Here is a 13,796-nt window from a genome sequence, read left to right on the forward strand (position 1 = left end):
GCCGGGCGTGGGATCTGATCCGATACAGCTCGTCGCTGTCGGCGCTGCCGGGCTGTGCGCCGTTCTGGGCCTGTTCCTGCTCATTCGCAGGCAGCCGAAGTGGGCGATGGCCCTGTGGGCCACCACCCTTTTCTTCACTCCGATCTGGCTCGGCGTGAACGCCCCGGGGATGTTCATCTCCGCGCTCACCGGGATGACCGTCCTCTGCATCGCGAGCGGGTACACGGACCGGTTGACCTGGTCCTCCGTCGACACCGTCATGCTCGTCCTTCTTGCGGTCGTGCTTCTCGCGCAGATCATGGGCGGAGCGGTCGCCGGCCACGTGCAGAATTCGCTGCTGACCTGGTTCCTCCCATACCTCTGGGGGCGCCTCGTGCTCGGCCGCGTATCCGAGCACTGGGTGGCGGCGTGCATCGCCGTCGCAGCACTGATCGCGTCGGTGCTGGCGATAGCGGAGTTCGTGACAGGCCAGAGCTTCTTCCTCGCCGTCCCCGGTGATGCCGGGGTGTGGGGCGTACAGCAGATCCGTGGCGGCCAGCTTCGCGTTGAGGGCGCCTTCGGGCACTCGATCGCTCTGGGCGGCAGCCTCGCCATGTCGGCGGCGTTCGTCCTGTCCGTGCGCTGGCCGACCTGGGTCCGCGGGGCGATCCTGGTCGTCGTCGGTGTCGCGGCCGTGCTCACCTTCAGCAGGCTCGGACTCATCGGGTTCGCCCTGACGGTGCTGCTCGCCGTGGCGTTCCTCGGCCGGTACATGGACAGGGCCTTCCGGATCGGTCTGCTCGTGATCCTCGGTGTCGGTTCTGCGGTGGCGCTGCCCATTCTCCTGGAGGTGTTCGGCGAGGCCGGCGCCGAGGCCGAGGGAAGCGCGGCGTACCGGTTCGACCTCATCCCGTTGATCAATTCCATGGTCGTGGTGGGGGTTTCGCCGTCGCGCGAGGTGCTGGCGACCGGACAGGACTACTGGGGCGGGTTCCGCTCGATCGACAGTGCCCTGATTCTCATCGGCCTGCGTTTCGGGCTGCTGTGTCTGGTGATCGTGGTGCTGCTGCTCGCGATTCTCCTGGTCGGCGTCCTTCGGCGCGCGTCTCCCGCGAGCGTTGCGCTCGTCGCGCAGATCCCCGCGTTCGCGACGGTGGCCCTCATCACGCAGTACGCGGTGTTCGTCTGGTTCACAGCGGGCCTTGCGGTTGCCTCGTATACCCTTAGCAGGGGCAGTGCGGCGGGGGGTCGCATCGAGGAGCGCGTCGATTCGGCGCGAGATGTGGTGGGTGCGACGTGACGGACGCCAAGCCGCAGCAGACGCCTGGCAGAGTGCTGGCGGTGCTGGTGCGCAAATGGTGGATCATCCTGCTGGCCGCCATCATCGGCGGCATTGCGGCCTTCGGATATTCCAGCACGCTCACGCCGATCTACTTGTCGTCGTCCTCGATCTACTTCTCGATGCGGTCGGCGACCAGCGGCTCCGACATCAACCAGGGTTCCGCCTACACCCAGAACCAGATGCTCTCCTTCGCCCAGCTCGCTACGTCATCGATCGTGCTGGACGAGGTTCGAGCTGGTCTCAGTCAAGACGTCACGAACGCCGAGCTCCGCAACATGACATCGGTGTCCATACCGCAGAACACGGTCATCCTCGAGATCACCGCTGGTTCGAGCGATCCGGCGTTCGCGGCGGAGGTCGCCAACGCGATGGCGACCGAGCTGTCGGAGGCCGTGGCGGAGCTCGCCCCCGTGGAGGAGGGCGGCAACGCCACCATCGTCGCGCGGGTCATCGAGCCTGCGGTGCCCGCGACGGTGCAGGCCTCGCCGAACAAGCAACGGGATGCGGTGCTCGGCGCCTTCGCGGGGGCGCTGCTCGCCGGGCTCGGCATCGCCTTGTGGGCGCTCCTGGACACACGGGTGCGGTCGACCGACGTCCTCCGGCGGTTGACCGACCTGCCTCTCCTGGGCGCGGTTCCCGAGCGAAAGGGCGCGCCTCGCGCACCGGTTCTCATCCAGGAACCCAACGGGCCCAGCGCAGAGGCCTACCGTGGGGTCCGGGCAAGCCTGCGGTTCGCGGCGGTGGAGCATTCCATCAACTCCCTGGCGGTCACCTCTTCGATCCCGGGCGAGGGCAAGACGACGACCGCCGTGAACCTCGCGCTCAGCTATGCCGAGGCGGGCCTGCGCGTCATTCTGGTGGATGCCGATCTTCGCCGGCCGCAGATCGCGGCGACGCTGGGGCTGGAGAACGCCATCGGACTCACGACGATGCTGGTCGGCTCGGTCACGTTCGACGAGGCGAAGCTGCGGTGGGGAGACACGTCTCTGACCGTGCTGCCCGCGGGTGAGATCCCGCCCAACCCTGCCGAGCTCCTGGCATCGGCGCGGATGGCGGAGATCCTGACGGAGATACGAGGGCGATTCGACATGATGGTGGTCGATACCGCGCCCCTTCTGTCGGTGGTGGATGCCGCGGTCATCGCTCAGCATGTCGATTCCACCGTTGTCGTGGTCGACGTGAGCAAGACGCGCCTCGCTCAGCTGTCGAGAGCGTTGACGGCTCTGCGCAGCGCGGGAGTCGAGGTCGCCGGCATCATCTTCACGCATGCCCGGCGTCGTCGCTCCGACTCGTACTACGACTACTCGTCGGAAGCGCGGGTGACCGCCTCTTTGCGCGGGCGGGGACGCGGCAAGACCCTGACTCCTGCAGGAGAACTCGCTCCGCGTTGATCCCCTCGGGCCCGCCTGCCTCACGCGGCGCGCTCTGCGACCCGCCGCGCATGCTCAGCTACGCCGGCGCACCACATCGCGCGCCGCCTCAGCGATCCGCTCTCGGTAGACCGAAGGCGCGTGCCGCTCTTGCGCCAACGACCGGGAGTCATCCAGTCGGACGATCACCTCGGGCCATGCCGCGGCGATCTCGCGCAGAGCTCGGGCGATCGCCGCAGCATCACCGGGTGTGATCCGGTACGCAGTCGATATGCCTCGCGTGGCTTCGATCAGGCCGGACGTCTCGCTCACGACGACCGGACGACCGGCCAGTATGCCCTCGACGGCAGTGTTGCCGAATGGCTCGTCGAAGCGCGAAGGCACCACCAGGACGTCGGAGTGCGAGAGGAAGCTCCAGATCTCCGGCTGGAACCCGTGGAACCGCACATGGTCGGGCGCGACATCCTGTGCCGCGGCGCGAAGCCGCTCTTCGAACCACTCGTATCCGGAGAACGCCGAGCCGACGATGTCCAGCGACACCTGTTCGCCGGCCTCGCGCAGTTTTCCCACCGCATCCACCACCAGATCGACACCCTTGCGTGGAGAGAGCCTCCCCACGTAGAGCACCCGCAGACCGCCGACGAGGTCCGGGCGCGCGGGCGGCGGCGCGAGGGCGGCCGGCACGGAGTTGGGGACGATCTCCGTCCGACTCGAGAGGCGGGGATATACGGAGGTCATCACATCCAGGCTGAACTGGCTGTTGATCAGGATCCTGTGAGCGAAGAGCGCTGGAAGGTACAGCACACGCTTCACCAGGGACCTCGCCCCCGACTCGCCCTCGTGGATGTGGAGGAGGACCGGCACCCCCTTCGCGCGAGCCAGCATGGGCCACATCGGCAAGGTGATGGTGTTGACGAACACCATGTCCGGACGGGTACTCCTGAGCGTCCGAAGGGTCGCCCGCACCCCCCTGAAGGCGGTCGACGCCAGTTCCATCCAACCCGAGGGCCGGAGAAGGCGCTTACGCAGCACGAAGAGATCGCTCGTGAAGACGGAGGCGCCGGCGGTTCTCAACTCATCTGCGAGCGGGCCCTCCTCCGGGAGCATCACACGCACGGAGAAACCCGAGTCCACCAGGCCGAGCACCGAATCCAGGAGGACCCTGTCGGACCCGTACAGTTCGGCCCCAGGATGAACAACTAGGATCGTTCGCGGAGTCGGTGGCATCCATGCAAGTCTGACATGGTGTGCATCGAGATCGGCTGTCATATCTTGAGTTCCTCGGGGGCGGCGTGACAAGTGATCTTCTGTTCGTCTGCGTGGCGAACGTGTGTCGATCGCCCCTGATGGAGATCGTGCTCTCCACCCAGGTCGATGCCGATCGGAGCGACGTCGCGGTGACGAGCGCCGGCACGGAGGTGGGGCGCGCGAGCCATATGTGCGACATTGCTGCACGGCTGATTCCCAATAATCCAGCCGCTCGTGAAGCTGCGGAATTGCATACACCGCGCGCCGTGACCGGAGAGGTCATCGCATCCCAGGACCTCATCATCACCGCCGCAAGGCTGGAGCGCTCCCAGATCGCCAAGATCGACCCTTCTGCCCGTGCGAAGACCTTCACGCTGAGGGAAGCCATCGCGCTCGGAGAAGCCGACATGACCGCGCCGGAACGCAAGCAGTTCGAGAGGGCCGCGGCCGCCGGGGTTTCCGTCGCTGCGGTCTACGCGGATCTGCTCAACGGGAGGCGGGGCCGCGTGCTTCCGCCCAGGGAAACCGGGATGAGGCTGCCGTGGCACCCGCCGGCCAATCCAATGGATATTCCCGACGTGCACGGTGCCGGCTGGCACAGGCATCAATCCCAACTGAGGGCCCTGCGCGCCCACACGTCTCACTTCGGTCGGCAGTGGGGGGAGATCGCGGCACAGTTCGGGTCTGTGCCGCGACGGACGTTCTGAGCGAGCGATCCCCATCCTCGCCCAGACGCCCCGTCAACCGGCGGTGATCGCCGGAAGTCCCCCGAAATCCCACTCGTGCGCCGCGCGGACGGCGCGGCGTCCGACGTCGTGCATCGACTCGCCGTCTGCGAGGCGAAGGGCCAGATCCTCGTATGCGTCCGCGACGTCGTCCCAGCGGAACTCTTCGCGGGCGCGTTCCCTGGCCTCGAAGCCGAGCTGCACCGCCAGCTCGGCGTCCGCTTCGACCGAAGCGAAATGCATGGCGAGATCGCGCGCCGTCTGGAAGAACCAGGCGTTGTCGGCGAGCACCTCACGGTTGAAGGGCACGTCGTATCCGATCACCGCGGTGCCGGCGCCCATCGCTCGCAGAAGCGAGGGGTTGGTGCCACCGACGGAGTGCCCGTGGACGTAGGTGTGGGCGTGCGAGTACAGCGCGTCGAGCAGGTTCTGGTCATAGACCCCGCCGAGGAAGCGGATGCGCGGGTCCTCTCCGGCCGCCGCCTCGATCGCGCGCGTGTAATCCGCGCTGTAGGGCGCTGAGCCGACCACCACCAGAGGCAGCTGCGCGTCGCTGCGGCGGTAGCCGTCGACGATCTCAAGCACGTGGTTCTCCGGCTCGAACCGGGCGACGACGAGGTGGAAGCCGCCCGGCTCGAGTCCGAGCTCCTGGAGGCCGTCCGTGGGGGCCGCCTCGATGATCGGCGCGCCGTAGCGGATGAGCTCGGTCGGGACGCCGAACTGGTCGGCGTAGTAGTCGGAGATGCCGGGAGCATCGGCGATGAGGGCATCGGCCGACCGCACGCCGAACTGCTCGGCCCACCGGTAGTACGCCTTGCCGCGTGCACCCCACTTGGAGCGTCGCCACTCGAGCCCGTCCATGTGCAGAGCCGTGGGGATGCCCCTCGCCCGCAGCAGCGGCAGGAACGGGGCATTCGCGGCGTTGAACACGAAGGCGGCATCGGGGCGGCGGTTCGCGACGGCGTGCAGCGTGGAGAGTCCCGTGTGCGACAGGGTCTCGAGCTGCTTCTGGGCGAGCGCGGGGAGGTGCACCACCTGCATGCCGAGGTACTCCGTCTCGCGGCTCTCGGAGCCTCGGGTGTAGACGACCACCCGATGGCCGTGCTCGACCAGGCGCCGTCCCACCTCTTCGACCGCGGTCTCGAAGCCGCCGTACGCCGCCGGGACGCCACGGGTGCCGATCATCGCGATCGAGAGCTGCCTCGTGCTTGTCCGTGAGGGCGCTGCCCGCTCGATACGCTCGATTACCATCGGTCAGTACGCTCCCTTCGGACGAACCATCGCCTGTGCGGTTCGCCACATGATCATCAGGTCGCTCATCACGGACCAGTTCTCGACATATCGGAGGTCCAGGCGCACGCTCTCGTCCCACGAGAGATCGCTGCGCCCGCTTACCTGCCAGAGGCCGGTGATGCCCGGCTTGATGTACAGCCGCCGGTAGACGGTGCCGTCGTACGCGGTGATCTCGCTGGGGAGGGGCGGCCGAGGGCCGACCACGCTCATCTCTCCGCGCAGCACGTTCCAGAACTGCGGCAGCTCGTCGAGCGAGAACTTGCGCAGGACAGCGCCGACCCGGGTGATGCGGGGATCCCTCTTCAGCTTGAAGAGCGGCCCCGATCCCTCGTTCGCGTCTCGCAGCGCCGCCAGCTCCTGCTCGGCCGTCGTGCGCATCGTGCGGAACTTGAGGATGCGGAACTCGCGACCATCGCGGCCGATGCGCACCTGGTGGAAGAACGTGGGTCCGCCGTCATCCAGCTTGATGAGCAGCGCGATCAGGGGCGTCACCATCGCCACGGGGATCAGCGCGAGGATGGCGACGAACACGTCCATGGCGCGCTTGAGCATGTGGATGCCGCCCTCGAACGTAGGGATCCGCACATGGATGAGCGGCAGTCCGTCGATGGGTCGCAGCGAGATGCGGGGACCCGCGACGTCGGTCAGCGGGCTGGAGAGGATGAGCTCGGCGGCGGTGCCCTCCAGATCCCAGCTCAGGCGCCGGATGAAGTCGGGATCGTCGTCGGGGCGGCTGGCGACGACGATGCTGTCGGCTCCGAGCTCGCGCGCGTGGACCGCGACCGTGTCCATCGTGCCGACGACCCGGTAGGCCCGTCCGTCGACCGTCAGCTCATCCGGTGTCGGCTGGGTGGTCGCCGCACCGAGCACGGTGTACCCGAGGTTGCCGTCCCGCGTGAGACTGCGGATGACGTACTCCACATCCTTCGGCTTGCCCGCGATCAGTGTGCGCGTGGCGTAGTGGCCGAATCGGCGCTGGCGGATGAGCCACTTGCGCCACGACCAGCGCCCGACGAGAAGGCCCACGAGGCCGATCGGTAGAGCCACGATCAGCTGTTCCCGCACGCCCTGCCACTGGAAGACGATGAAGAGGATTGCGAGGATGCCGAAGGCGAATCCCGTGGCGTGCGCGACGCGCTTGTACTCCGTCGACCCCGATCCGACGATCTGCGTGCTGCGCGTATGGAAAGCCGCGAGCATCACGAGCCACACCGGTGTGGTGAGAGCCGTCACGCGCGCCACGTTCAGGACGTCGCCCGCGACGACCGGCGTGAGCAGCAGATCGAGGGCGCCCGGCAGAGCGCTCACGAGCAGGACGATCACGGAGTCGGTCAGCGCGAGCAGCCGGCTGTAGCGCCGTTCCCAGAGCCGGCGGCGCTCCAGCGCGGGCAGGACGCGCGGCGCGACGGTGGTGCCGACGTTCTCCCAGACGGCGCGCGGAGCGGCCACCGGGCCGAAGATGCTGATCGGGTCAGCACCCACCCCCGCTGTCGTCGCGTCGACCGCCGTCACCGCATATCAGCGGCGAAAAGCGCGCACGAAGAATCGTCCCCAAGCATGTGTACCCCAACACAATGACGAAACGCACCCCAGGTACGTCTCTATCCCCATCGCGCAATCGGAGAGCCCCAGCCGCCCGAACATCGATGCATCCCACATGCATAGATGACGCGGAACCGACTCTACATGCCGGGACCAGTTTCCGGAAGTTTCACTTTCCCGACTTCTAGGCGAACCGAAATGTACACCGTCCCGCGCGCCGTCTCCCCGGGCTTAGGGCGACCGCTCCGACGTGTCAAGGGGATCCCCCGCGAGATCCCACAGCCCTACGGTGAGGGGATAGGAGGTTCATCCACCATGGCCAAGACGGACACGCAGACCAAGACGACCCCCTCATCCACCGGCGCCAAGCGCACCGCCCCGGGCGGCAAGGGAGTCAAAAGCACCCGCCGGCAGAACGCGGAGAAGGGATTCGTCGCATCCAGGGAACTCGACGAGGCTCTCCAGGCGTGTCTGGTCGATCTGCTGGAGCTGCAGATGCAGGGCAAGCAGGCGCATTGGAATGTCGTGGGCCGCAACTTCCGCGACACCCACCGCATCCTCGACGAGATCATCGAGGCCGCCCGCGAGTTCAGCGACACCGTCGCCGAGCGGATGCGGGCGCTGCACGCCGTGCCGGACGGCCGCAGCGACACGGTCGCCGAGACCACCACGCTCCCGGAGTATCCGCAGGGCGAGGTCGACACCAGCGAGACCGTAGACCTGATCACCGCGCGCCTCGACGCGACGGTCTCGACCATGCGCGGCGTTCACGATCAGGTGGACGAAGAGGATCCGACCAGCGCAGACATCCTGCACGCGATCATCGAGAAGCTCGAACAGTTCGCGTGGATGGTGAGCGCCGAGAACCGCTCCCCGGCAGCCAACCGAACGTAGGCCTGAACCGAACGTGGGCCCGACCGAACGTGGGCTCAGCCGACGAGGTCGATGAAGGCGTCGAGCCCCATCCCGTAGTTGATGCGGACGGTCGGCATCGCCAGCTTGTCGGTGCCCGCCCGTACGTACCCCGGCTCGATCGTGCGCGCCATCTCGAAGCCCGCCTTCGCGACGCCCTGCTTCGCGGTGTCGTTGTAGTGGCCGAAGGGGTAGGCGAGGACCTGTCCGACACCCAGTACGGCGGCGGATGCCTGCAGATCTGCGGCGATCTCATCCGCGCTCCAGTTCACCATCCGTCCGTCGCCGTTGTCGCCGGCCTGGTGCATGTCGTGGGTGTGCGAGCGCCTCAGCACGTACGGGGAGGGCGCCGGGTCCTGGCGATAGGCGGTGATCATGAAGGACGTCGCGAGCACCTTGTGCTTGTCGATCACCGGCACGGCCAGGTCGAACCATGTCTGGTCGGCGTCGTCATCCGTGACGATGGCCGACCGGTGGGGCAGGGAGAGCCGGCCGTCGATGAAGGCGCTCAGCTCATCCCACGTCGGAAGGTAGAACTGCTGCTCGGCGAGGTACGCCATGTGCGCGTCGAAGTCGCCGATGTAGGCGTAGTTGCCCCGCAGCCAGCCATCCTCCCCCTCGGGGCGGGCCGTGAACTGGTGGTACATGAGGATGGGGACGCCGACATCCTCGGCCGCGACCTGCTCGGGGGTCTTCCACGATCCATGCAGCGTGATCTGCTGATCTGTGCACGCGACCATGTCGGCGCCGTTGATGCGGGCGGCATCCGTGTATGCGGCGGCGTCCTCCGGTGTGGGATACCACCCGGCGAAGACGGCTCCGTCTCGCTGAGGGATGGGGAGGTGGGCGTACAGGATGCCGAGGTGCTCGAGCACCGGCGGATCAGCGATTCCTTCCCCGGCGAATGTCACCGCGCACGCGGCGGGGTCGGCCGCATCGGCCAGCAGCTGCTGCCCGGGCGTCAGCGGCTCGGGCGTCGGGGTCGGCTTCGAGCCGGTGGGCGTCGAGCTGGCCGGAGCGGGAGTGCCGGCCCCTGCGGAGTCGGCGCCCGCGGGCCGTTGGACGAGCAGCACGATGGCGATCGCCAGCGCGATGGTCTGCGCGACCAGCACGATGTAGAGCACGCGCAGGAACGCGCGAGAGGGCCGGGAGCGTTCGCTCTCCTGTACAGCGGATGCGCGTGTGCGCGGCATGACACGGTCCTCGGCGACGGGGCCGCACCGGGGGGAGGTGCGAACTCTTGTGCCGAATTCTATTGCGGACGCCGCGAATCCCGCAGCAGCCGCCCCGCCGTCCCTGCGGCGTGTTCTCCGCCCGGCGTTTCCGGCAAGGGTCCGAATCCCCAGTCGGACCCTTGCCGGACGTGCGCGCCCTTCTCGACCGGTCGCGCAGCGAAGGTCGATGGGCGCCACCGTACCGAGGCCACGGTATGTCCACCGCGGGCCATGGCTGCAGGGGCTTGACGAGCCACGGGGACAACGTGCAAAATGCTCGCCCCACTGGCCGCTCCCGGTGGCATCTGGCGGCGGCGAGTGGTAGCTTTCGAGAAGCCCTGGACCCCGGCTCCGCATTAAGCAGAGCGAGGTCCGGATCATGAAAGTGCTCACCACCGTTCAGGGGTCCTACGTGACGGGCTCAGAGCTCGCTGACGCGGTTCTGCGCTGCCACGACGCTGTGACGGCCACCCGCGAGATCGACTGCATCAGCGTTCCCTTCGTGAACGATGGCGGGGGGCTGCGCTGGGTGAAGATCCTCGTGGGCCCGCCGTACCGCATCGAGGTCGGGGCCATCGAATCCGCGAAGCCGGAGCTGATCGATCCGGCGGCGCTGGCTCGCGTCGAGGATCGCATCCGCGACCTTCATCCGTTCTCGAGCACGCCTTTCACACGGGACGACATGGACTGGGCGGAAGGCGTTCACCACCATCCCGCGTGAGCCCCGGAGTTAACCCCCCCCGGAGCCCATGTCAACCCGGGCCCAGAATGCGGGCGATCGGGCAGAATGGTGGTGCGCACGTTCGCATGCCTCGTGTCGGACCGAGTAGATCCGGCACGGGAATCGAATCCAGCGCCCCGCGTCAGCGCGTCGCTCTCCGCCGTCGCACGATCAGTACCCTTGGGGGCGTGTCCGAACACTCTCGGCATACGGAGGCGCCATGGGCAAGTTCATCTACGACGCGATCGTCAAGGTCGATTTCGAGGATCGGCTGCTCGCCCATCTGCAGCTGGTCATCGGCGCGAAGATGCGCCGAGGCGAATCCTTCCACTTCACGTGGAAGGACGATCCGAGCATCGGCGACGGCCGGACCACCGTGTGGATCCACCCGCGGTGCTCGGTCGTGTACAAGTTCTACGGGAGCAAGCGGCCCGCCATCAATCGAGCGTGGGTGGATGCTCTCGTCTATACCGCCAACTCGCCGACGGGATTGTATGCAGTGCCGGAGCCTGCGGAATACGACGCGGACGGGAGAGAGCGAGATGAAGCGGATCGACATTCGATACGGGGGTGACACTTACAGCGTCGGCGGGCGCGACCTGGAGGAGCTTCGGCAGGAGATCCTGACCGGACTCGACAGCGGCAAGTACTGGCTCATCGTCAACGACGGCGAGGGAATGCGACGGGACGCCCAGCTGCTGATCACGCCCGGAGTCCCCATCTCCCTCATCCCCATCCCCAGCCCCGAGGAGGAGGCCGCGGGGGACGTCGGTCGCTGACACATAACGCCGACGGCGGTAGCGTTTTCTCCAGAGGAGGCGGTGCGGTATGAGCGATTCGTTCACTGATGCGATGGACACGCTGGAGCGCACTCCGGATGATCCGGAGACCTACTGCGACGTGCTCCTCGAAGTCCTTCCGATCACCGGCGCCTCGGTGTCGACGATCGGCGAGGTGCTGGGGTCGGAGACGCTCGCGGCCAGCAACGGTCAGGCCGCGCGCCTCGACGAGCTGCAGTTCGACCTCGGAGAAGGACCGTGCTGGGACGCGATGCGCTCGGCGCAGGCAGTGCTCGCCCCGGACATCCGCGAATCGGGCCGCGGTCGCTGGCCGGCGTTGTCGAAGTCGTTGGAGTCCGAGGACATCAGTTCGGTGTTCGCATTTCCTCTCGCCGTCGGCCCGCTGCGGTTCGGGGCAATCGACCTGTATACGGCCGCGCCGTTCCGGCTGAGCGGGACGCAGACGCAGCAGGCCGGTGCGATGGCGACCGTCGTCGGACGCCATGTGCTCCGCCGGGCGCTCGCATCGATCGGCGACGGCTACGACGACGTGGGGAACGCCTTCTCGCGCCGGCTCATCCACCAGGCGTCGGGCATGGTCCTCGCCCAGCTCGATGTGTCGGCCGACGACGCTCGCCTCGTCATCCAGGGCCAGGCCTTCTCGGCCGGCCGGTCGATGATGGACGTCGCACAGGACATCCTCGACGGCCGACTGCGATTTACGCGAAACGGCACCCGGATCGAGGTCGCCGAATGACCCTCACGCGCGAGCGACAGCTGCTGCAGACGTTCGCCAAACTCGCAGACACCCTGGTCGACGATTACGACGTCGTGGAGCTGCTGCAGCTCCTCGTCGACACGTGCAGGGATGTGCTCGAAATGACGGCGGCCGCCATCCTCCTCGCCGACGGACGGGGCGAGCTGGAGGTCATCGCATCGACGAGCGAGTCCAGTCGCCTCGTCGAGATGATGCAGCTGAGCGCCGAGGCCGGCCCCTGCATCGAGAGTTTTCGCACCGGGCGCGCGGTGTCGCTTTCCGAGATCGAGGATGCGCCCGACGCATGGGCCGCATTCCGGCGGAGCGCCCTCGAGCAGGGCTACCACTCCGTGGAGGCCCTCCCGCTGCGGCTCCGCGACGCGACCATCGGAACGCTCAATCTGCTGCGGTCCGAGCCTGGTCGCCCGCCGGATGACGACCTCAGCGCCGCCCAGGCTTTCGCCGACGTGGCGACCATCGGCATCCTGCACGAACGATCGATCCGCGAGAGCGCGGTACTCACGGAGCAGCTGCAGACGGCGCTGAACAGCCGCATCGTCATCGAGCAGGCGAAGGGCGTCGTCTCGCACACGCGAGGCGTGCCCATCGACGAGGCGTTCACCCTGATCCGCGAATACGCCCGGTCGCACCGTCTCGGGCTGAGTCAGGTGGCGGCACGCCTCGTGGACCGCAGCCTCGACATCTGAATTGCGCGGGCGGCCTCCGGTGCCCGCGCTCTACCGGTCGGGCAGCGTCTTCGAATCCTGCAACGGGATCACGACGTGCTTGATGATCAGCAGGATGGCGGCGGTGATCGGAATCGCCACGAGCGCGCCGAGGAAACCCATCAGCGCTCCGCCGATGAGGGCACCGAGGATCACCAGCACGCCGGGAATCTCCGCCGCGCGCGACATGACCCTCGGCGTGACGACGTATGCCTCTACCTGGATGTAGATCAGGTAGAGCACCGCGAAGAGCAGCGCGTCAGTCGGATTCGCAAAGAGCGCCACGACGGTGCCGATGACGAGGAAGGCCACCGATCCGATCACGGGCACCAGAGTGACGACGAAGGCGACCGCCCCCATGAGCGCCACATAGGGCAGTCCCAGCACGAGGTACAGCACGACCACGACCGCCGCGTTGCACGCCGCAAGGATGACCTCGCCCAGCACGTACGCCCCGACGGAGTCGGTGGTCCGCTCGGTGAGTGTCTCCACGGTGGTGCGCGAGTGCGACGCCGTCAGCCGATACAGCGTGCTCTTCATGGCATCCAGCGAACCCAGAAAGTACAGGGTCAGTACGACCACGATGATGCTGGATGAGATCGCCTCGACGACCCCGACCCCGAAGGCCAGCAGACCGCCGAACATGACGATGATGTTCCCCGGATCCGCGAAGAACGCCGCCACCTGAGTGAGCCCGTCGGTCACGACGGCGGCAGCCGCAGGATCGAGGGAGACGAACCATGCCGTCTGCGTGAGCTCGTCGAGGCTGGAGGGCAGGTTCTCCGCGAACGCGGCGAACTGGCTGATCACCGCCGGCAGGAGGAAGACGACGCCGACGACGACCAGGATCAGGAAGGCGGCGAACACGATTCCGATGCCCGTTCCGCGCTTCAGCCCGGCGCGCTGCAGCGCGAGCACCACCGGATTCAGGCCCAGGGCCAGAAACATCGCGAGAACGATCGACACGACGATCGTCGCCAGCGAGCCGACGGCCAGGCCCAGCACGATGGCCGCCATGACCGCGAGGGTCGCCACGAACGGGGTGCGGATCGGGTGATCCAGCGCAGCCCTGATCCTCGGCGGCGCGTGGAACGGCGCTCGCGCCGACCCCGCCTCCGGGGGAGGTGCAGGGGTCGACGCGAGCGCCGTTGCGTCAGCCGGTTCGAAGGCCGGGGTGGGGTCCACGTCA

The 13,796-nt window shown here is 67.5% G+C and carries 14 protein-coding genes; 9 read left to right on the plus strand and 5 right to left on the minus strand.

The window, feature by feature from the left end; genetic code table 11:
• Nucleotides 1–7 precede the first annotated feature (7 nt).
• Nucleotides 8–1,279, plus strand: coding sequence for a hypothetical protein (locus ACPW96_RS16440; protein ID WP_425821897.1), 1,272 nt, complete (start codon nt 8–10; stop codon nt 1,277–1,279).
• Entirely contained in the window at nt 1,276–2,712 is a 1,437-nt protein-coding gene (locus ACPW96_RS16445; protein ID WP_425821895.1) for a polysaccharide biosynthesis tyrosine autokinase, read from the plus strand. Before ACPW96_RS16440 ends, ACPW96_RS16445 begins: the two co-directional genes overlap by 4 nt.
• 54 nt (nt 2,713–2,766) lie before the next feature.
• On the opposite strand, the gene ACPW96_RS16450 is transcribed toward ACPW96_RS16445, so the two are convergent.
• Nucleotides 2,767–3,960, minus strand: coding sequence for a glycosyltransferase (locus tag ACPW96_RS16450; RefSeq protein WP_425884342.1), 1,194 nt, complete (start codon nt 3,958–3,960; stop codon nt 2,767–2,769).
• A gap of 50 nt (nt 3,961–4,010) precedes the next feature.
• Here ACPW96_RS16450 and ACPW96_RS16455 point away from each other — a divergent pair, with 50 nt between their 5' ends.
• Nucleotides 4,011–4,646 carry a hypothetical protein gene (locus ACPW96_RS16455; RefSeq protein ID WP_425884449.1) on the plus strand — a complete coding sequence of 212 codons (636 nt, stop codon included), beginning with the start codon at nt 4,011–4,013 and terminating at the stop codon, nt 4,644–4,646.
• Between the two features lie 33 nt (nt 4,647–4,679).
• Here ACPW96_RS16455 and ACPW96_RS16460 read toward each other — a convergent pair whose 3' ends face one another.
• The gene (locus ACPW96_RS16460; protein ID WP_425821890.1) at nt 4,680–5,915 is read right to left on the minus strand and encodes a DUF1972 domain-containing protein; all 1,236 of its coding nucleotides are present in this window, start codon (nt 5,913–5,915) and stop codon (nt 4,680–4,682) included.
• A gap of 3 nt (nt 5,916–5,918) precedes the next feature.
• Nucleotides 5,919–7,469 carry a sugar transferase gene (locus tag ACPW96_RS16465; protein ID WP_425884344.1) on the minus strand — a complete coding sequence of 517 codons (1,551 nt, stop codon included), beginning with the start codon at nt 7,467–7,469 and terminating at the stop codon, nt 5,919–5,921.
• A gap of 345 nt (nt 7,470–7,814) precedes the next feature.
• Between ACPW96_RS16465 and ACPW96_RS16470 the strand changes: the two genes are divergently transcribed.
• Nucleotides 7,815–8,393, plus strand: coding sequence for a Dps family protein (locus ACPW96_RS16470; RefSeq protein ID WP_425821886.1), 579 nt, complete (start codon nt 7,815–7,817; stop codon nt 8,391–8,393).
• A 35-nt stretch (nt 8,394–8,428) separates the two neighbouring features.
• Here ACPW96_RS16470 and ACPW96_RS16475 read toward each other — a convergent pair whose 3' ends face one another.
• Entirely contained in the window at nt 8,429–9,604 is a 1,176-nt protein-coding gene (locus ACPW96_RS16475) for a polysaccharide deacetylase family protein (protein WP_425884346.1), read from the minus strand.
• 400 nt (nt 9,605–10,004) lie between these two features.
• Here ACPW96_RS16475 and ACPW96_RS16480 point away from each other — a divergent pair, with 400 nt between their 5' ends.
• The 5 genes from ACPW96_RS16480 (at nt 10,005) to ACPW96_RS16500 (ending at nt 12,589) form a co-directional block, all read left to right on the plus strand.
• Nucleotides 10,005–10,346, plus strand: coding sequence for a hypothetical protein (locus tag ACPW96_RS16480; protein ID WP_425821882.1), 342 nt, complete (start codon nt 10,005–10,007; stop codon nt 10,344–10,346).
• Between the two features lie 220 nt (nt 10,347–10,566).
• Complete coding sequence (locus ACPW96_RS16485; RefSeq protein WP_425821880.1) at nt 10,567–10,920, plus strand: ATP-dependent DNA ligase; 354 nt, start codon at nt 10,567–10,569, stop codon at nt 10,918–10,920.
• On the plus strand, nt 10,889–11,125 hold the full coding sequence (locus ACPW96_RS16490) for a hypothetical protein (protein ID WP_425821878.1): 237 nt from the start codon (nt 10,889–10,891) through the stop codon (nt 11,123–11,125). The genes ACPW96_RS16485 and ACPW96_RS16490 overlap by 32 nt, the downstream gene beginning before the upstream one ends.
• Before the next feature lie 49 nt (nt 11,126–11,174).
• Nucleotides 11,175–11,882: a GAF and ANTAR domain-containing protein gene (locus tag ACPW96_RS16495; RefSeq protein ID WP_425884347.1), complete on the plus strand. Its 708-nt coding sequence runs from the start codon at nt 11,175–11,177 to the stop codon at nt 11,880–11,882.
• Entirely contained in the window at nt 11,879–12,589 is a 711-nt protein-coding gene (locus ACPW96_RS16500; RefSeq protein ID WP_425821874.1) for an ANTAR domain-containing protein, read from the plus strand. Before ACPW96_RS16495 ends, ACPW96_RS16500 begins: the two co-directional genes overlap by 4 nt.
• A gap of 30 nt (nt 12,590–12,619) precedes the next feature.
• Here ACPW96_RS16500 and ACPW96_RS16505 read toward each other — a convergent pair whose 3' ends face one another.
• On the minus strand, nt 12,620–13,792 hold the full coding sequence (locus ACPW96_RS16505) for an AI-2E family transporter (RefSeq protein WP_425821872.1): 1,173 nt from the start codon (nt 13,790–13,792) through the stop codon (nt 12,620–12,622).
• Between the last annotated feature and the right edge of the window lie 4 nt (nt 13,793–13,796).

The sequence above is a fragment of the Micromonospora sp. DT81.3 genome (genome assembly GCF_049847225.1).
Lineage (GTDB): Bacteria > Actinomycetota > Actinomycetes > Actinomycetales > Microbacteriaceae > Microbacterium.

What these genes read in the sequence shown, in the direction of transcription:
- ACPW96_RS16460 (WP_425821890.1), bottom strand. Translation starts at nt 5,915, where the DNA reads ATGGTAATCGAGCGTATCGAGCGGGCAGCGCCCTCACGGACAAGCACG.
- ACPW96_RS16500 (WP_425821874.1), top strand. Translation starts at nt 11,879, where the DNA reads ATGACCCTCACGCGCGAGCGACAGCTGCTGCAGACGTTCGCCAAACTC.
- ACPW96_RS16475 (WP_425884346.1), bottom strand. Translation starts at nt 9,604, where the DNA reads ATGCCGCGCACACGCGCATCCGCTGTACAGGAGAGCGAACGCTCCCGG.
- ACPW96_RS16480 (WP_425821882.1), top strand. Translation starts at nt 10,005, where the DNA reads ATGAAAGTGCTCACCACCGTTCAGGGGTCCTACGTGACGGGCTCAGAG.
- ACPW96_RS16470 (WP_425821886.1), top strand. Translation starts at nt 7,815, where the DNA reads ATGGCCAAGACGGACACGCAGACCAAGACGACCCCCTCATCCACCGGC.
- ACPW96_RS16485 (WP_425821880.1), top strand. Translation starts at nt 10,567, where the DNA reads ATGGGCAAGTTCATCTACGACGCGATCGTCAAGGTCGATTTCGAGGAT.
- ACPW96_RS16450 (WP_425884342.1), bottom strand. Translation starts at nt 3,960, where the DNA reads ATGACAGCCGATCTCGATGCACACCATGTCAGACTTGCATGGATGCCA.
- ACPW96_RS16490 (WP_425821878.1), top strand. Translation starts at nt 10,889, where the DNA reads ATGAAGCGGATCGACATTCGATACGGGGGTGACACTTACAGCGTCGGC.
- ACPW96_RS16495 (WP_425884347.1), top strand. Translation starts at nt 11,175, where the DNA reads ATGAGCGATTCGTTCACTGATGCGATGGACACGCTGGAGCGCACTCCG.